This window comes from Spirosoma flavus (assembly GCF_054778555.1).
The window spans coordinates 2,039,545-2,058,586 of the sequence record NZ_BAAGZL010000001.1 but is presented as its reverse complement, the minus strand read 5'-3'; the positions used below and the strand labels follow the sequence as shown (position 1 = coordinate 2,058,586).

The following is a 19,042-nucleotide window of genomic DNA, read 5'->3' as shown; positions in this document are numbered from 1 at the left end:
AAATATGTACTGAACTGAACAAATCGTGTTATGAACTATTGCGGGGTAAATGGTGGGCCCCGACAGGCTCTGGCTGTCGGAGTCGCGCCAGCGACTAACCCAGTAATTACAACCGACAGCCAGAGCCTGTCGGGGCCTTTAGTACGTCAGAAATAAAAACGGCTGCCTGTGTTTTGATCACAGGCAGCCGCCAGATTGAATACGTAGCGTCAATTTAAATCAGACGACTACTTTACTTTTACAATCTCACCAAAATAGTTCATATAGACCAGATACTCAGACGTCTTTTCGTTAACCGGATCAACCAGCCGAACCGTCACCGTAACGTAGCGTTGGCCGTTGAACGTTGGTTTATACGTAGCGTTTTTTAGGATAGAACGCGCAATCACATCGTCGTTTTTTGAGAAATACGCAATGTCGTCTTTGGCCAGTGTTCGTTTGAATACCCGGCTTCCCGATTTTTTCACGGCCAGTACTGTTACGTTATTGTTAAAATAACAACCTTTTTCAGTCGACGTAGCGCTGGTATCCTGTTCGAGTGTCAGCGTGAATTTCATCGGTTTAGCCGACTCCTGATATTCGTTGGATTTACCTAGTTTATCAGCTCCGATTACAGTCTGACAATTCTTTGGTTCTGGGGCAGAAGCTGTTACCACCGTCGAATCTCCAGCGGACGTAGCACTTTCTTTTTTTTCACTACCTCCGCAAGCAGTTAACAGACCAGCAGCCAGAACAAGTACGTATGCGTTTTTCATGCGGTAAAGTTCGTAATTAATTGGCAGAGGGCAGAGAGCAAAAACAGTAATCAACATAATCCCTATACCCCATGCCCAAAACCTTCTGCTCCGTGACCTAAAATCAATTTTTTTGTGTTCATTTTAAAGGCGAGTTTGCTTCTTTCTCCGCTGTTCATCTACTAACAACAATTCTATGCAACTTCTTTACAGCTATTTACGGCGCTATTGGGGCCTGTTGGCACTTGCGCTGCTGCTAGCCGCCATCAACCAGATTTTCTCCCTGCTTGATCCGTACATTTTTCGAAAAATCATCGACCAATACGTAGTTAAACCCGATGGTTCGCTACGTCCGCTGAGCTTCTGGGATTTTCTACAAAACGGCGCCGGTTTATTGATTTTACAGGCGCTCGGCGTGGCAATGGTAAGCCGCATTGCCAAAAACTTTCAGGATTACTACGTTAATGTGATCACGCAACGACTTGGCGCCCAACTCTATACCGATGGTCTTCGCCACTCGCTCGACCTCCCGTATCAGGTGTTTGAAGATCAGCGTTCGGGCGAAACGTTGGGGAAACTTCAGAAGGTACGTACCGACGTAGAGAAACTGATTCAATCGTTTGTGAACGTATTGTTTACGTCGGTGGTAGGCATTGTATTCGTGATGTGGTATGCCGCTACAGTCTACTGGCCCATCGCGCCGGCTTACTTCCTGACGATTCCGCTACTGGGATTTGTGAGTTCACTGCTCAGTAAAAAAATCAAGACCGTTCAGAAAACCATTGTTGCCGAAACCACGGCGCTGGCGGGATCTACGACCGAAAGTCTACGTAATATTGAGTTAGTAAAAAGTCTCGGGCTGGCCCAGCAGGAAACCGAACGGCTTAATGCCACAACTGGTAAAATTCTGAAGCTCGAACTCAAAAAAGTTCGTTACATCCGGTCGCTGTCGTTTGTGCAAGGTACGTTTGTCAACCTGCTACGTAACGCCATTATGCTGTTGATGCTGTTTTTGGTGGTGAAGGAGCAGATTACGGTAGGCGAATTTTTCTCGCTCTTTATTTATTCGTTTGCCATTTTTGGTCCGCTTCAGGAGCTTGGTAACATTATCAACGTATACCGTGAAACGGAAGCATCACTGGCGAATTTTCAACAGATTCTGAACACCCCTCGCGATACAAAACCGGCTCATCCGCAACCCGTCGATACGTTGCAAACGCTGGCCTTCGACGATGTTCATTTTAAACACCTCACGGCCGAAAAACCCGCCCTCGACGGTATTTCGTTTGATGCCCAGGTTGGTGAAACCATTGCGTTTGTCGGCCCTAGTGGTTCGGGCAAAACGACGCTGGTGAAATTGCTTGTTGGATTGTATAAGCCCCTGAACGGGCAGATTCTGTACAACGGCATTCCCGGTTCTGACGTCAATCTGGATGAACTGCGCGAACAAATCGGTTTTGTGACGCAGGATACCCAACTTTTCGCCGGGACGATACGTGAAAACCTGCGTTTCGTAGCGCCCGACGCTACCGACGAAGAATGTCTGAAAGCGTTGCATCAGGCAGCGGCAGATTCGTTGCTTAAACGTGCCCCACAAGGTCTTGATACGGTTATTGGCGAAGGTGGCGTAAAAGTATCTGGTGGTGAGAAACAGCGCCTTAGCATTGCCCGGGCGCTTCTGCGCAAACCGGCTCTATTAGTATTCGATGAAGCTACGTCGGCGCTGGATTCGCTCACGGAAGAGGAAATTGGACGTACCGTGCGCCAGTTATCGGGTTCGCATCAGCATATCACCATTCTGATTGCCCACCGACTAAGCACTATCCTCCACGCCGATCGCATCTTTGTGCTGGAGCAAGGCCAGGTTGTCGAACAGGGGCGTCATGAGGAACTACTCGATCAGAAAGGGCTTTACTACGCGATGTGGCGCCAGCAAATCGGCGAACGAAAAGAACTGGCAGTCGTTTAAATAACCTGTAGTGAGTAATTATAGAAACGCCGAACCTAATGGTTCGGCGTTTTGATTTATCGGTATCGAGCAGCCAGGCTTGACAGTTAATGCGTCTCGTATGGATTCAAAACAGCACAATTTCAAGCTTGATCAGGACGTATCATACATGATTTAAAAATTAGAAAACTTTTCATCATTTTATTTGGTTGATATATCAACTAAGTAATACATTTGCGCCATGCTTACGGACAAGGAAACAGAATTACGTGGGAAGATTTCAGAACGGATGGGCCGCTTGTCCATTTTTACGATCAACCACGTCGGTCATCTGATGGGCAAAAAAGCGAATCGTGAATTGATCCGGTCGGGCTTTAAATTACAGATAGAGCAGTTACCAATTTTGTTCACAGTCTACTTCTCGGGCACCGATTTACCATCACAACAAGAGATTGCAAATTTAATTCAGAAAGATAAATCGGGAATTCAACGATCTATACGAACCTTAGAACGAGACGGTTACCTACGTATCGTTTCGGACGAGATCGACCGGCGAAAGAATCTGATTCAGCTTACTCCTGCTGGCAAAATGGTGGTTGAGAAGATTATCGAGACGGCCGAACAGATTGACAAGCAGGTAACTGACCAATTAAGTGCAGAGGAACTGGAGGCATTCAGACTTACACTACGTAAAATTTCATTGTTACTAGAAAAGTAGCAATTTTTTAAACAATTAGTTGATATATCTACAGTAGACACATCAACTTGATTTTACTTATGAAACATAAAATTGCACTGGGTTTATTTTTGATACTGGCTCAAAGTAGCTGGGCCCAGTCTACGAGCAGCTTCCGATTGAAGGATTGCATTGACTACGGTCTCCAGCATTTTGGAACGGTACGTATTGCTCAGTATCAGGTAGAAAATGCGAATGAGCAGGCTCGTCAGGCGCGGGGCTTGTATTTACCGCAGGTTTCGGCAACCGGTACAGCAATCGACAACCTGAAGTTACAACAGAGCATCATTCCGGCCGGATTGTTCAGTCCAGAGCCGCGGGTGTTAATTATTGGTCAGAAATACCAGTTAAACGTTACCGCACAGGCCACGCAACCCATTTATGACCGGTCGTTGATATTAGGTCTTAGGGCAGCCAAGCCAAATCAGCAACTGGCCGAACTGAACACACGCCAAACGCGCGAAGACATTATTTACAACATCGCCAGCAATTACTATCAGGTTTTCATCACACAGCAGCAAATTGCCCTCCTTCGCGACAACCTTCAGCGGACGCAGCAAGTACTGAATATCTTGAAGTTACAGCGCGATAATGGCGTAATTCAACCAGTCGATTACACGCGTACAGAAGTCAATTACAATAGTACGCAATCGCAGTTGACGCTGGCTGAAAACGATTACAATCTGGCGCTGAACCGACTTAAATATCAGATGGGTTTGTCTCAGGACGAAAACCTGGTTTTGTCCGATTCTACGTTGACAAAGCAGCTTCCGACCATTGAACAAGCCTCGTTTGAAGCTCAGAATCTGGTTTCGTTCCAGCAGGCCGCTACCAATCTGGACTTACAACGACTGCAACTGAAGCGAATTCAGGCGGGTTATCTGCCAACGGTCAGCCTGACGGCCAATTACGGTACGCTTAACCTAAATGCGCAGCAGCTTAATCAGTTGTTCGACCGGTTTGCCGGTTTTGGAAGCGTCGGACTGCGTTTGAATATCCCGATTTTCGACGGTCTGCAACGTGATGCGCAGATAAAACAGCAACGGCTTACGGTACTGACGCAGGAAGAACAACAACGCCTGAACGTAGCAGCTTATCGGCTTCAGTTCAACAACGCGCAGTCGCAGATTCAGCGTGCACAGTCGAACGTAGTGAACGGCGACCGAAATGTTAAGCTGGCTCAGGAGGTTTATAACATCACGACGCTGCAATACAAACAGGGCGTTAAATCGCTGACCGATCTTGTCAACGCCGATACGTCCTATCGGCAGGCGCAATCGGATTACATCAATTCCCTCATTAATCTATATCAGGCACGCCTTGATTTAGAACAATCCAAGGGTACACTACTTACTTTCTATAATCAACTTTAACCGGTCGTTAGCAGGCAATACAATCAAAGCCATGAAAAAGACAACACTAATAATTCTAACGTCCGCTGTGGCCATCATTGCGCTGATTGGCTTCCGGCTGGCGTCGAACAAAGAGAAAATTGATGCCCAGAAAAAGCCCGTCGTTAACACCAACGTAGCAATTCCGGTGACGACGATTCAGGTTGAGGAAGCCGCTGTCAGTCAGCAGCTTGTTAAAACGGGTAATCTGATTCCGTTTCGCGAAGCCAATATCACCGCAACTACGGCTGGCAAGGTGACGAAAGTTAATTTTAACCTGGGCACGTCGGTTCGTCAGGGTCAGACGCTGATTGAGATTGATAATCGCTTGAAAGAGCTTTCGTTACAGGCCACGCAGCTTAACATTGATAAGTTGAAAAAGGACGTAACGCGTTACAATACGCTATTGGCCGGTAACGCTACCACGGAGATTCAGGTAAACGAAACGAAATACAATTACGAAAACGCGGTGAATCAGGCCGAACAGATTCAGAAGCAGATTCAGGATGCGAACGTAAAATCCCCAATCAGTGGACAGATTGTTCAGAAAGCCATCGAGCCGGGCGTGTATATCACGGTAGGTAGCACGCTGGGCAAAGTCTTAGACGTAGCACGGTTGAAAGTGAACGTATTAGTTAACGAAAGTGATGTGTATCAACTACGTATCGGCCAATCCGTAAAAGTGACAGCCGACGTGTTTCCAGGCCGTACGATCACTGGCCAGATTTCGTACATCTCACCACAGGGCTCAGATGAGCACAACTATCCGGTTGAAATCACGATCGCCAATGCAAGCGGACTAAGAGCCGGTACGTTCGTAAACGTTGATTTCTCGCAGAAATCGAACCAGAAAACCTTACAGATTCCACGTATCGCGCTGGTCGAAAGTATTAAAAATCCGTACGTCTACGTGGTGGAAAACAACGTAGTACACCAACGTAAGATTTCGGTAGGCCGCGACTTTGGCGACACTATCGAAGTAATAGGCGGTTTATCCGCTGGCGACGTAGTCGTTACCACTGGCCAACTGAACCTCAGCGAAGGCAAAACTGTGCAAATCACCAAATAAATGAGTGAAAGAGCGAAAGAGCGCATATGCTCTACAATTTCGCTCTTTCACACTTTCACTCTTTAGATCATGTCAATAACCGAAATAGCCATTAAGCGGCCGTTGCTGGTAACGACCATTTTTACCGTACTGATTTTGTTTGGCTTTCTCAGTTACAAGCAATTGTCGTACAACCTGCTTCCGAAATTTGAAGCCAACGTCATCAGTGTGGCCACTACGTATCGGGGCGCTTCTGCCGATGAGGTCGAAACAAACGTAACGAAACGTATTGAAGACGCGCTGTCAGCGCTGGAGGGGCTCGATCGCATGACTGCTACGTCGCAGGAAGGGGCTTCGATTGTGATTATCCAGTTGAAAAACGGCGTCGACGTAACGCTGGCCCAACAGGACGCACAACGTAAGATCGAGCAGATTATCAACCTCTTACCCGACGAAGTTGATCGCCCGATTCTTAACAAGTTCTCGACAGACGAGATACCGGTGCTACGTATGGGCGTAACGGCGAACCTCTCGCCCACTAAACTTTACGACCTGATTGATAATGACTTGAAACCACAACTTTCGAACGTAGCGGGTGTGGGTCAGGTGAACGTAATAGGTGGTAATCAGCGGCAGATTCAGGTCAATGTCAACTCAGAGAAACTACGGGGCTACGGCCTATCGATTGGTCAGGTTTCGCAGGCCATCAACGTAGCAAACACCAGCTATCCAGCCGGACAGGTAGAAACGCGCGAGTCACAGTATTCCATTCGATTCGATGCTTCGGTTGAAACCACTAACCGGTTACGTAATCTGGTAATTGCCCGTCGGCAAGACGGCAGCCAGGTATTGCTGAAAGACGTAGCAGAAGTAGTTGATGCTACGGCGAAACCAACGGCTATCAACCACATCAACGCACTGCCTTCCATCGGGATGCAGATTCAGAAACAATCGGACGCCAACGCCGTATCAGTAAGTGAGCTGGTTCGGGCACGTATCGCTACGTTGGAAAAACAGCACAGCGACATCAAACTCAAATTTAATATTGCCTCCGACCAATCGACGTATACGCTGGCGTCGGCCCATGCCGTTGTGGATGACCTTTTCCTGGCCGTACTGATCGTATCGGTGGTAATGCTGCTGTTTTTGCATAGCTTCCGGTCGTCACTGTTCGTGCTGGTGGCGCTACCATCGTCCATGATTCCGACGTTCGTACTGATGTACGTATCGGGTTTCTCGCTGAATCTGATGACGCTGATGGCACTGTCGCTGGTCGTTGGTATTCTGGTCGATGACTCGATTGTGGTCCTGGAAAACATCAACCGCCACCTCGAAATGGGGAAAGATCGCGTAAAAGCATCGCTGGACGGACGTAACGAAATCGGCTTTACGGCGCTGGCTATTACGCTGGTCGACGTAGTGGTATTCGTCCCACTGGCCCTGACGGGCGGTTTGATTGGTAATATCCTGCGCGAGTTCTCGCTGGTGGTTGTGTTCTCTACGTTGATGAGCCTGCTCGTATCCTTTACACTGACACCTTTACTGGTATCACGTTTTGGCAAACAGGAAGCCTTGAATCCCAACTCCTTATGGGGTCGTCTGAATCTCGGCTTCGAGCGGATATTGGACAATATCACAGCGGCTTATGGACGTATTCTGGAAAGCGTACTGGGACATAAACGCTGGGTTTTTCTGGCCGTTATTGCCCTGCTGATTGGCTCCATCGCGTTAGTACCGACCGGATTTATTGGGGCTGCCTTCATGCCGCAAAGCGATCAGGGTGAGATGAGCGTCCAGTTGGAGCTGGCTCCTACGGCGTCTATTTATCAGTCGAATGCGGTTTCGCAACGGGCTGAGCAGATCATTATGAAGCACCCCGAAGTGAGCAATGTATTCACGAACGTTGGGTACACCAGCAGCGGTATTGCTACGTCGTCGAACAGTAACATTGTCGATTTGAACGTGAAGCTGGTCGATAAAAAGCAACGTACCATATCAACGGAAGAATTTGGGCAGCTCCTCAAAAAAGACGTCGCTCAGATTCCAGGTATAAAAGTTACGGTCAGCCCGGTAGGTATTGTGGGCGCGTCGCAGGCTCCGATTCAGATTGCCGTAAAAGGTACCAACATGGCGAATATTCGTCAGGCGGCCAATCAGATTAAGGACGTAGTAACGACGGTTCCGGGTACGCAGGATGTTAAGTTTTCGGTAAAAGATCCGAAACCTGAAGTAACGGTGAGCCTTAACCGTGAAAAAATGGCGCAGTTAGGTATTAGCGCATCGGACGTAGGGATTGCCTTACAGAACGCGTTCCGGGGTAATGACCTGTCGAAGTTCAAGCAGAATGGTAACGAGTACGATATTCTGGTTAGCCTCGACCGATTCGACCGCACGAATCCACAGGATGTCAGTCGGTTAACGTTCGTGAATAACCAGGGCCAATCGTTTGAGCTATCGCAATTTGCCAAAGTTCAGGAACAAACCGGCGAAAGCGTGCTGGAGCGTATCGACCGTCTTTCCTCGATCACGATTAACTCGCAGGTCATCGGTCGTCCGGTTGGTACGGTTGGTGCTGACATTCAGGCAAAAGTGGCGCAACTTAAGTTACCAGAAGGCATTTCGATTCAGTACTTAGGCCAGTTGCAACAGCAATCCGACGCGTTCGGTAGCTTAGGTCTGGCGTTGGGAATCGCTATTCTGCTGGTGTACTTCATCATGGTGGCGCTCTACGAAAGCGTGGTTTATCCGTTCGTGGTATTGTTCTCGATTCCCGTGGCCCTGATTGGCGCCTTGCTGGCACTGGCCTTGGCCATGCAAAGCCTGACGGTGTTCTCGATTGTAGGTATGATTATGTTGCTGGGTCTGGTGGCGAAAAATGCTATCCTGATTGTCGACTTTGCGAATCAACTCAAAGCCGAAGGTCACGACGTAATTCACGCCTTAATTGATGCCGGTAAAGAACGGTTACGCCCTATTCTGATGACGACGCTGGCGATGGTGTTCGGTATGTTGCCGCTTGCCCTGGCCAGCGGTTCGGGTGCCGAAACCAAAAATGGTATGGCGTGGGTTATTATCGGCGGATTGACCTCCTCCCTCCTACTGACGCTTTTGGTTGTACCGTCTGTATATCTGGTTGTTGACCGGATTGTCGCTCGGTTTACCAAGAAAAAAGTAACGCCGAAAAAACCACAGGAACTGGAAGTCGCTAAAGCAATGAACTAACGTAACACGACTGGCGTCCCAGCGTTACGTTCGCACAGTTACGGGTTACATTTCGAATATTTAAATAAAAACCGCTACGTATCATTTTGACACGTAGCGGTTTTTATTTAAACGTATCGGGTGGGTAAACTAACGTAGCAGTTCAGTTGGCAGATTCGTGATTTTTTCAACTTGAAGATTCCGGTAAAATACCTCAGCTCCTTCAGACTGAATCTGTATTTTTCCTTTAGTCAACGGCTCAACCTGACCATTCACCAGATGGCGCGTGTTCGTTAACACCATATTGACCTTTCCGTTGATTACGTGCAGCGACGTTCCTCCCAAACAATACAAATCCACCGTATTCCACTCACCCGACGGTTTTTCGTTATCGAGTCCCTTCAGGCATGAACGCCCAATCTGCGTTTTATCCTGGAACGTAACAGGCGCGCCCCCAGCCTGATAAACATATCTTCCTTTCTCATTCTGCCGGGCCGGTATATCGGCCACTACGTCCATAACGCCCCAATAATCGCCTGTATCGCCCTCCTGAATTTGAAATTCAAACGACTCCATCCAAAGCATTTTCGTACCGTTCGGACCAACGCAATGGTAGAGTAAACCGCTGTCGCGGGGCTGATCAAGCTTGGGTGCCCACTTCTGCTTTCCCCATTTGAACTCCAGACGCAGGTGGTAGTTCTCAAATTCGGCCAACGTATTGATGCCGCCAAAAATCTCCCCGGAAATCCGGATAGCGGGCTTCCCATCTTCCGTGACAACCGAAAAAACCTGATTTGGATCTTTATTCAAGCCGATCGGCGGCAGTTGCTTATTTTTCTGGTCGGCCCGGTCCAGGTACGTTTCCCAACCCGTGAGATCTTTCCCGTTGAAAAGTGACTGCCATTTATCGACTTTAGGAGCCAGCGGTTCAACAATATAAGCTTGCGAAAATAACCCTAAGCAAATGGTTAGAAGAAGGAGTTTCATAAACTATTTGACGGATTTTACTACGTAGTACACGCCTGTCTGTCACGTGCTCTCCAGCCTGTAGCGTTCAGCCAGAGAAAGAAACAACTTTAGTATTAATACCCAATAAACTCTTTGTTAGCCTCTTATATTAAAATAAAATTTACCGTAAAATCAACTGTACTGTACTCTTTTAATGAAAATAAATAAAAAAATCGTACAACTCTTTCTTTATTTAAACGATTAAGCTTACATTTGACTCATCACTTCTTTATCTGCACCAAATCCACCGTTTTTTGTAATTCAATTGAGTCATCATACATCGTATGAGCCAAAAAAAAGTATCGATAAAGGATATTGCTCAGCAGGCGGGCGTTTCTACGGCGCTGGTATCCTACGTACTGAATGGCAAAGAAAAAGAGAGTCGGGTTGGGCAGGAAATTGCCCTAAAAATCAGGCAGATTGCACGGGATTTAAACTATCAGCCAAGCTATCTGGCCAAGAGTTTACGTAGCGGAAAAACGCAGACCATTGGTCTGATCATTGCCGATATATCAAACCCATTTTTTGCTAACATCGCCCGCATCGTTGAGGATGAAGCCAAGAAAATTGGGTACACCGTGATCATCGGTAGTTCGGACGAAACCGCCGATAAATCCTGGGATTTGATCAGTGTCTTTCTGAATCGACAGGTAGACGGATTTATCATCGTATCAGCGGAAGCTTCTGATGAACAGGTGCATTATTTAAAAGATAAGAATGTATCGTTCGTGCTGCTAGACCGACATTTTCCAGAAATACAAACCGATTTTGTTTCGCTCAATAATTACAAAGCTGCCCTCGACGCTGGTGTACATCTGCTCGAAAATGGCTATAAGAACATTGGGTTAATTGCCTATAAATCAGGTCTATTTCACATGAAGGAGCGGATTCGGGGATACCGTGAAGCGCTTGAACAACACGGTGTTACGTTCCGACCTGAATGGCTTATTGAAGTAGGATTCGATACGATTGAACAGGAAGTGAAAGCGGGTATCGACGCGATGCTGGCTTCGCAAGCTCCGATTAATGCGCTGATTTTTGCTACGTATCGGCTGGCCATTAGTGGGTTGAAATACATAAACGAGTTGGGCTTAAAAGTACCTGATGATCTGGCTATTGTCAGTTTCGGGCAGGCCGAAGCATTTGATTTATATTATTGCCCAATAACGTACCTGCAACAGCCTATGGACGATCTGGGAAAAATGGCGGTTAGTGTCTTGGCAAATAAGCTGAAGCACCCACAGGAGCCACAAAAGCAGGTTTTAATGGAAGCACAGTTGATTGCCCGTGATTCGTCGCGGAGGAAATTACCAAAATCCTAGAAAATTGACATTTAGCGTATTGCTTAATCGTTTAAACAACCCTTTTTCTGCTTTACATTTTACGATAATCCCATGCAACGGAGAAATTTTCTGAAATCGGCTATGCTTGGTTCGACAGCAATGTTGGCGGGTGTTCCCCTTTTTAAAACGGAAGCGGCTATTCCTAAACTCAAGATTACCAAAATCCGGTATTATGCGGCTCCGGGATACAACAAACCTCTTTTTAATCAGGCCAGAGGCATTGTCGAGATTGAAACCGACGGCGGCATTATCGGCATCGGAGAGGGCGGCTCCAAAGATATGATTGAGCAACTGGCCCAGATGATGATCGGCGAAAATCCGTTCCGCATCGAACACATCTGGCAGAATCTCTACCGGGGCATGTTCTATCCACCAGGCCGCGAGAAACTGCACGCGCAGGGCGCACTCGATATGGCCTTGTGGGATCTTAAGGGCAAAGCGCTCGGTGTACCCGTCTACGAACTGCTCGGTGGTGCTACCCGCGATTACGTCGAATGTTACGCGACCGGCTTCCGGGCATCCAAAGCCAAAACCGAAGAAGAACGCGCCCGCGACTGCATCGAAGCGGGTTTACGAGCGTATCGGATTGGCCCGACCGGTGGTAATGGCGACCAGCCGTTCGATTTTTACGATAATGCCAAGAAGACAATCGAGTTCTGCAAACGTATCGACGCGGCCGTTGGCGGTGGTGGCAAATGGGCCATCGACCTGCACACGCGTTTCGATACCACCGAAGGCATCAAAATCTGCAAAGCGCTGGAAAATCTGGAGCCTTACTTCGTGGAGGATATAGTACGTTCCGAAAATCCGGATGTTTACAAAACAGTACGTCAGATGACGAACGTACCGATTGCCGTCGGTGAGCAATTCGGCGATCGTTGGGATAGTAATACGTTCATTGAGCAACATCTCATTGATTATACACGTTTTACGCTGCCAAATACGGGCGGCATTTCGGAATTCAAAAAACTGGCGTCGATGTGCGAAACGCACTACGTTGGTATGATTCCGCACTTTACCGGCCCGCTGGCAACTGCTACGTTAGTGCATGTCTTGGGCTCTAGCAGCCCTATGCGCTGCCTGATGGAATTAGGGGGTGGTGAGCCCGAACGCCCGGCCTATTTCAATGAAGATTTTGTCAACTTCAAAAACGGCAAACTGTACCTCAATCCGGAACCCGGTTTAGGTGTGAAGTTCGACCCAAAAAAAGCTACGTTCCTTTTCGAAGTGAAAGAAAACACGAAGTTCCCGCACCCAATTTTGAAAGCTCCGGATGGCTCTATTCACAATTGGTAATCAAGTCACTACCTGATAAAAGAGAAAAGGCGTGGTTAGAAAAATGTTGTAAACAAAAAAGCTATTCCTATCCCTTAATCGTTTCTACCGCCTTTCTCTTTTATCAGATTTGTTGCCCTTTTCAAGTGCCCATTTAATAACTCTTACATTCCTAAATCATGAAAAAACATCTAAAACTGCTCCTGTTATTGCTGTTGCTCAGCCAGGGTTATGGCTTTGCGCAGAGTAACCGAGTGACCGGTAAGGTAACCGGTGCCAATGACCAGGGATTGCCCGGTGTAAACGTAGTCGTTGGTGGTACGTCGACCGGAACAACCACCGATGCCGACGGAAATTACGCCATCAACGTACCGGCCAATGCGTCGCTCATTTTCTCATTTATTAGCTACGTTAGCCAGACCATTCCGGTAAACAATCGTTCGGTGCTTAATGTGAAACTGGCCGAGGATGCCAAAGCTATCGACGAAGTTGTCGTCACGGCTTTGGGTATCAAGCGGGAAGCTAAAACACTGGGGTATGCCACGGCTACGGTTAACTCGGAACAGATCTCGGTGAACCGTACTAATAACTTTGTGAGCGGTTTACAGGGCAAAATGGCGGGCGTCAACATCACGACGATGGGTTCTGGACCCGCCGGAACAGCGAAGATTCGGATTCGCGGACAATCGTCGTTTAGTGGTCAGAATAATCCGCTGATTGTGGTAAACGGCGTTCCCATCGACAACTCCAACTACTCGCTCGGCGGTGATTTCGGTTCACGCGCCATGAACAACTCCGACGGTGGCGACGGCTTGAGCAGTATCAACCCCGACGATATTGAAACGATGACCGTGCTGAAAGGCGGTACGGCTGCCGCTCTTTACGGCTCCCGCGCGAAAGACGGCGTGGTGATGATTACCACCAAAAGCCGGGGTGCAGGCAAAGGATTCGGCGTTACGTATAACACGAACTTTACCACTGAAACAGCACTGGATTTTACAGATTTTCAGTATGAGTATGGCCAGGGCGAGGGTGGCTTGCGGCCTACCGCTGCCAACCCAACATCAGGCGTTTGGAGCTTTGGCGAGAAATTCCAGCCGGGTATGACACAGACGTTATTCGACAACGAGACTTGGCCTTATGAACCCGTTCGCAACCGCGTGAAGCAGTTTTACCGGACCGGTACCAACTTTACCAACACAGTAGCAGTGTCTAACAATGGGGCAAATGGAGGGTTCAACTTATCGTTCAGCAACACTGACAATAAAGGGATTATGGAAAACAACACCTTCAATCGGAAGGTGATTAACCTGGGTTTTTCGCAGAACATCAATAGCCGCCTGACCGCTTCGGGAAACATTAACTATTCCAAAGAGAATAACATCAACCCACCTCAGTTAAACGCGCAGGATTTCTCGGTTTCGACGGTGATTTTCACGCTGGCGAACTCCATGCCGTTCCAGGCGCTACGTGAAAATCAGACCCTGCCCAACGGCGACGAATTTGTGTTCTCGCGCTTTCTGGTACGTAACAATCCGTACTATTCGATGAATTACCACTTCGAAAACATCCTCCGCGACCGGATTTTTGGTAACCTCGCCCTTCGCTACCAATTGACCGACTGGTTGTATGTTCAGGGACGTATCGCGCAGGATTACTACATTCGAAATCAGGACTATAACATCCCGAACGGCTACGCGCCTATTGCTAAAGCGCCAACGGGTTATGTGAATGGTTCGTACACGCAGGACGTACGCCAGAACACCGAACGCAACATCGACTTCATCTTAGGCGGCAATAAAACCTTCGGTAAAATTGGTGTCGACGTAACGTTGGGTGGCAATGCTCGTTACGCACGTAACGATTACAACAGCGTAACGGTACAGGATTTCGTACAGCCGGGACTCTATACCGTAGCGAACGGACGCGTCAAAAATCCAATTTATCAGCTTTCCGAAAAGAAAATCAATTCGCTGTTTGGATCTGCTACGTTCTCCTACCGCGATTACCTCTTCCTGACCGCAACGGCACGTAACGACTGGTTCTCAACCCTTGCCGAGTCGAATCGGAGCATTCTATATCCATCCGTAACGGGTAGTTTCGTGTTCTCGCAAGCCTTCCCCAAGCTGCCGGAATGGGTATCTTTCGGTAAAATTCGGGCGGCCTACGCACAGGTTGGTTCCGATAACGTAGCGCCCTATTCAAACGCGCTTTACTACCAGGTTGACAACAACTCGTTCCCGAATCCAGCTGGTCAACTTGTGCCGGTGGGCGGTATTAACGCGTCGACGGTTCCGAACAAAAACCTGCGTCCGCTACGTATCGAGGAAGCTGAGGTTGGCCTGGAACTCAAGCTGTTCAACAACAAACTCGGCGTAGATTTCACGTATTATCACAAAACCACCAACGACCAGATTCTGGCCGCCCAGGTTTCGGATGCGTCATCGTATACCAACAAGCTGATTAACGTAGGACGTAGCATGAACCAGGGACTTGAGTTGGCTCTCAACTTCTCGCCGGTAAATACGAACGCGTTCCGCTGGGACGTCAACGCCAACGTATCATACAATACGTCGAAAGTACTTCAACTGGGCCTGTCGCCGAACGATACGGTGATTACGGTTAGCGGTGGTAGTGGCCGGGTACTGAATCAGGTGGTAGGCAAACCTATCGGGCAACTGTATACGTTCTTGTATCTGCGTGATGCTCAAGGCCGTAAAGTGTATGATGCCAATAGTGGGATGCCACTACGTAACAACACACTGGTAGACGTAGGGAATGCATTGCCTTCGTACTTCGGCGGAATTACCAATACGTTTACGTTCAAAGGCATTACGTTGTCGGCGCTGATCGACTTCAAACTGGGTCACAAACTGATTTCGGGACGTAACATCAACTACCTGCGTCACGGTCTGTCGAAACGTACGCTGCCGGGTCGTGATGTGGGCTATGTAATTGGCGATGGCGTGAATCCGAACGGCGAAATCAACAAAACGCGGGCGGCTGTACAACCTTTCTACGAATCACTCAACCCGCTGGGCATCCACGAAGATTTTGTGAACAACGCCGGTTTCTGGAAACTGCGGCAGATCACACTAGGCTACGATTTCACCAAGCTGCTTCCCGAAAGCCTGTTCATCAAGGGTATAAAACTGAGTTTTGTAGCCAACAACGTACTGGTTATCAAGAAGTGGACCGAGAATATGGACCCTGAAGAAGCGATGGTATCGTCGGACAATTCGGTTGGTCTTGATTTCTGGCCGGGCTTACCGCCAACCCGTACGATGGGCTTCAACCTCAATGTTCGATTCTAAATCTGGTCGCAGTAAAGACTTAAAGACATGAAAAAATATCTCAAATATATCCTCACGGTATCACTCTCGCTGGGCTTGTTGACAAGCTGCGATAAGGGCTTTACGGAGGTCAATACCAACAAGGTTGACCCAACGTCGCTGGCTGCTTCGATGGTGCTGAACAAGGCCATCATTAATACCAGTTACCTCGACGGATTCGGTACGTTGGGCATGCTGACCTACAACTTTGGCATTGTGCAACAGATCATTACGCCGTATGGTAGCTCGCTTTCCGGCGCTAATTACGATCAGGTGAACAACAGCAATACGCCGTTGGTCTGGCAGAATTTCTACCGCAACGTAGTGAAACAACTTGTGTCGGTACTCGATCAGACCAAGTCTGATCCACTGCAAATCAATACGTATCAGGCAGCCCGTATCTGGCGCGCATATGTGTTTATGATTCTGACCGATACGTATGGTGATGTCCCGTATTCGGAAGCAGGACAGGGGTATACCACCGAAATTATCACGCCTAAGTACGACGCACAACAGGATATCTACAAAGATATTCTAAAGGAATTGGACGAGGCTTCGGCTGCTCTGACCACCGCCCAAGCCGCCGTTGTTACCGATATCTTGTACGGTGGCGACGTAGCGAAATGGAAAAAGCTGGGTTACTCACTGATGCTACGTGCCGGTATGCGCCTAACCAAAGTTGACCCGGCCATGGCGGAGACTTACGTGAAAAAAGCAGTAGCGGGTGGCGTGTTCCAATCAAACGCGGACAATTCGACGCTTCGGCATACGTCGCTTTATAACAACTACATTGCCAATCACTTACAGGCTCGCGAGAAAACGAATTTCTACCTGGCCGCTCCTTTCGTCGATTACCTGAAAACCAATAACGACCCGCGTTTGCCCATTTTCGCGGTACGTTACGTAGGTGCGAAAGGTGGCCAGGAGCAGACTGCCCCCCGGGCTTCGTCAGACCCGGCGGTTCAGATCGGGATGCCGATGGGTTACAACGACGTATCGATTGCCACTACGTTTGCGGCCAACAAAGTGGTGAGTTTGTGGGACTATACCCAGGTGAACCTCAATACGGTGCTAAAACTGGATTCGCCCGAATTCCACGTTACGTATGCGCAAACCCTGCTACTACTTGCCGAAGCGGCCACACGCGGTTGGGTAACGGGCACAGCGGCCGACTATTATGCGAGAGGTATCCGGGCAAATCTGGAGCAGATGGCTTCTTACGGCACAACCATTCCCGAGGCTTCGATCAAAGCGTATCTGGATGCTCATCCGTATAGTGCAGCGAATGGGCTAGACCTGATCAATACGCAGTACTGGGTTGCTAGTTTCCTGGATGGCAACGAAGCCTGGGCCAATTTCCGACGTAGTGGTTTCCCAGCGTTAAAGAAAAATCCGTACCCCGGTTCTGAAGTGAAAGGCGATTTCATCCGCCGGTTGCCTTACCCTGATAGTGAGATCATTGTAAACTCCGGCAAACTAAACGAAGCCATCACCCGGCAGGGGCCAAACACACTTGATACACGCGTGTGGTGGGATAAGAAGTAGATTTTCCCATGACAGGATTTACATAATTGATGGGTGATTCCCTCTAAATTGATTGTGCAAATCCTGTCAAAAAAGTCATTCAAAACTCAACTCTTTTACCAAATTTTATGAATAAACCTGATCAAAGCCGCCGTGAAACGTTAAAAATGCTGGGTTTTGGCTCTTCGGCTGGCCTTCTTGGTCTCTTTGGTGGGCCATCTACCGCCGAAGCACGTGAACAGCAAGGTAAGCCCCAGTATGCGGTTGGTGCACCCGCCGTAAAAATTAAAAGTGTCAAAGCCATTGCGACTGCTCCACAAGGCTCAAACCTGATTGTAGTGAAAGTAGAGACTACGGAGCCGGGTCTGTACGGGCTGGGCTGTGCTACGTTCACCCAACGGGCAGCGGCTGTTGTTGTGGCAATCAATACGTACCTGAATGAGTTTTGCGTCGGTAAAGACGTCGATAATATTGAAGACATGTGGCAGTCGGCCTACGTCAGTTCGTATTGGCGCAATGGACCGGTGCTGAACAATGCCCTCTCTGGTCTGGATCAGGCGCTGTGGGATATCAAAGGCAAGCGCGCCAAAATGCCTGTTTATCAACTTCTTGGCGGTAAAGTCCGCTTTGCCATTCCCTGCTACACCCACGCTGGCGGCAACACGCCTGAGGCCGCAGCCGAGAGCGTGAAAAAATTCATGGAGCAAGGCTATAAATACATTCGGATTCAGCAGGGAGGCTACGGAGCAGTGGGCTCAACCACCGATAAGCCTGATTTCAAAACGGCTAATTTTGGGTACGAAGGTGACGCCTACATGAACGTACAGGGCTATCTGAAATCGGTGCCCAAAATGTTCGACGTAGTACGTAAACAGTGCGGTGAAGAGATCGAACTGCTCCACGACATCCACGAACGTGTACAACCGATGGAAGCCATCAACATGATCAAAAAGCTGGAAGATTACCGGCCTTTCTTCATCGAAGATCCCTTCTCACCAGAAAACATGAAATGGTTCGCGCAACTGCGTCAGGTCACGTCCGTGCCGATTGCGATGGGCGAATTGTTCAACAATATCAATGAATTTAAAGAGCCGATGGTGAACCAGTGGTTCGACTACATCCGGATTCACGTATCGCAGATTGGTGGAATTACGCCAGCTATGAAAGTAGCTCGGTTGGGCGAGTGGTTCAACGTACGTACCGCGTGGCATGGACCGGGCGACGTATCGCCCGTAGGTCACGCGGCCCACGCCCATATTGACCTGGCTGTCTGGAATTTCGGGATTCAGGAAGCGGTACAGTTTTCCGACAAAATGAAAGAAGTGTTCAGCGGCTGCCCAACGATGGACAAAGGATATATGTCGGTAAACGAAGTGCCAGGTCTGGGTGTCGACATCAACGAAAAAGAAGCGGCTAAATACCCGATCAGCACGAAATCGAACTGGCAGGTTCGGAAAATGGATGGAACCATTATTCGGCCTTAATAACCCCGCCAACCCATT

12 protein-coding genes are annotated in these 19,042 nt (G+C 48.5%); 10 read left to right on the top strand and 2 right to left on the bottom strand.

Translation table 11 applies throughout. The features are described from left to right. Positions 1-227 precede the first annotated feature (227 nt). Positions 228-755, bottom strand: a complete 528-nt coding sequence (locus ACYVF1_RS08005; protein WP_461077351.1) for a hypothetical protein — start codon at positions 753-755, stop codon at positions 228-230. Between the two features lie 175 nt (positions 756-930). On the opposite strand from ACYVF1_RS08005, the gene ACYVF1_RS08000 reads away from it, so the two are divergent. The 5 genes from ACYVF1_RS08000 to ACYVF1_RS07980 all read left to right on the top strand — a co-directional run bounded on the left by ACYVF1_RS08000 (position 931) and on the right by ACYVF1_RS07980 (position 9,079). After that, entirely contained in the window at positions 931-2,703 is a 1,773-nt protein-coding gene (locus ACYVF1_RS08000) for an ABC transporter ATP-binding protein (RefSeq protein ID WP_461077349.1), read from the top strand. A gap of 220 nt (positions 2,704-2,923) precedes the next feature. Further along, positions 2,924-3,400: a MarR family winged helix-turn-helix transcriptional regulator gene (locus tag ACYVF1_RS07995; RefSeq protein WP_461077347.1), complete on the top strand. Its 477-nt coding sequence runs from the start codon at positions 2,924-2,926 to the stop codon at positions 3,398-3,400. A 59-nt stretch (positions 3,401-3,459) separates the two neighbouring features. After that, on the top strand, positions 3,460-4,791 hold the full coding sequence (locus ACYVF1_RS07990; RefSeq protein ID WP_461077345.1) for a TolC family protein: 1,332 nt from the start codon (positions 3,460-3,462) through the stop codon (positions 4,789-4,791). Between the two features lie 31 nt (positions 4,792-4,822). Next, complete coding sequence (locus ACYVF1_RS07985; RefSeq protein WP_461077343.1) at positions 4,823-5,878, top strand: efflux RND transporter periplasmic adaptor subunit; 1,056 nt, start codon at positions 4,823-4,825, stop codon at positions 5,876-5,878. Between the two features lie 69 nt (positions 5,879-5,947). Further along, positions 5,948-9,079 carry an efflux RND transporter permease subunit gene (locus ACYVF1_RS07980; RefSeq protein ID WP_461077342.1) on the top strand — a complete coding sequence of 1,044 codons (3,132 nt, stop codon included), beginning with the start codon at positions 5,948-5,950 and terminating at the stop codon, positions 9,077-9,079. A 129-nt stretch (positions 9,080-9,208) separates the two neighbouring features. Here the strand turns inward: ACYVF1_RS07980 and ACYVF1_RS07975 are convergent, their stop codons facing one another. After that, a complete protein-coding gene (locus ACYVF1_RS07975; RefSeq protein WP_461077340.1) occupies positions 9,209-10,045 on the bottom strand; it encodes a 3-keto-disaccharide hydrolase in 837 nt (278 codons plus the stop codon). Positions 10,046-10,350: 305 nt separating this feature from the next. Here ACYVF1_RS07975 and ACYVF1_RS07970 point away from each other — a divergent pair, with 305 nt between their 5' ends. From ACYVF1_RS07970 to ACYVF1_RS07950, 5 genes are all read left to right on the top strand, one after another. Next, a complete protein-coding gene (locus ACYVF1_RS07970) occupies positions 10,351-11,388 on the top strand; it encodes a LacI family DNA-binding transcriptional regulator (RefSeq protein ID WP_461077338.1) in 1,038 nt (345 codons plus the stop codon). A 72-nt stretch (positions 11,389-11,460) separates the two neighbouring features. Beyond that, positions 11,461-12,705: a mandelate racemase/muconate lactonizing enzyme family protein gene (locus ACYVF1_RS07965; RefSeq protein WP_461077336.1), complete on the top strand. Its 1,245-nt coding sequence runs from the start codon at positions 11,461-11,463 to the stop codon at positions 12,703-12,705. Between the two features lie 158 nt (positions 12,706-12,863). Then, entirely contained in the window at positions 12,864-15,998 is a 3,135-nt protein-coding gene (locus ACYVF1_RS07960; RefSeq protein ID WP_461077334.1) for a SusC/RagA family TonB-linked outer membrane protein, read from the top strand. Positions 15,999-16,025: 27 nt separating this feature from the next. After that, on the top strand, positions 16,026-17,561 hold the full coding sequence (locus ACYVF1_RS07955) for a SusD/RagB family nutrient-binding outer membrane lipoprotein (RefSeq protein WP_461077332.1): 1,536 nt from the start codon (positions 16,026-16,028) through the stop codon (positions 17,559-17,561). 107 nt (positions 17,562-17,668) lie between these two features. Beyond that, positions 17,669-19,024 (top strand): enolase C-terminal domain-like protein, encoded by a 1,356-nt coding sequence (locus tag ACYVF1_RS07950; RefSeq protein ID WP_461077330.1) that lies wholly within the window; start codon positions 17,669-17,671, stop codon positions 19,022-19,024. Positions 19,025-19,042: the final 18 nt, after the last annotated feature.

Bases quoted from the DNA above. Each gene is read 5' to 3' on its own strand.
- ACYVF1_RS07985 (WP_461077343.1), top strand. From the start codon at position 4,823: ATGAAAAAGACAACACTAATAATTCTAACGTCCGCTGTGGCCATCATT.
- ACYVF1_RS08000 (WP_461077349.1), top strand. From the start codon at position 931: ATGCAACTTCTTTACAGCTATTTACGGCGCTATTGGGGCCTGTTGGCA.
- ACYVF1_RS07965 (WP_461077336.1), top strand. From the start codon at position 11,461: ATGCAACGGAGAAATTTTCTGAAATCGGCTATGCTTGGTTCGACAGCA.
- ACYVF1_RS07970 (WP_461077338.1), top strand. From the start codon at position 10,351: ATGAGCCAAAAAAAAGTATCGATAAAGGATATTGCTCAGCAGGCGGGC.
- ACYVF1_RS07980 (WP_461077342.1), top strand. From the start codon at position 5,948: ATGTCAATAACCGAAATAGCCATTAAGCGGCCGTTGCTGGTAACGACC.
- ACYVF1_RS07975 (WP_461077340.1), bottom strand. From the start codon at position 10,045: ATGAAACTCCTTCTTCTAACCATTTGCTTAGGGTTATTTTCGCAAGCT.
- ACYVF1_RS07990 (WP_461077345.1), top strand. From the start codon at position 3,460: ATGAAACATAAAATTGCACTGGGTTTATTTTTGATACTGGCTCAAAGT.
- ACYVF1_RS08005 (WP_461077351.1), bottom strand. From the start codon at position 755: ATGAAAAACGCATACGTACTTGTTCTGGCTGCTGGTCTGTTAACTGCT.
- ACYVF1_RS07995 (WP_461077347.1), top strand. From the start codon at position 2,924: ATGCTTACGGACAAGGAAACAGAATTACGTGGGAAGATTTCAGAACGG.
- ACYVF1_RS07950 (WP_461077330.1), top strand. From the start codon at position 17,669: ATGAATAAACCTGATCAAAGCCGCCGTGAAACGTTAAAAATGCTGGGT.
- ACYVF1_RS07955 (WP_461077332.1), top strand. From the start codon at position 16,026: ATGAAAAAATATCTCAAATATATCCTCACGGTATCACTCTCGCTGGGC.
- ACYVF1_RS07960 (WP_461077334.1), top strand. From the start codon at position 12,864: ATGAAAAAACATCTAAAACTGCTCCTGTTATTGCTGTTGCTCAGCCAG.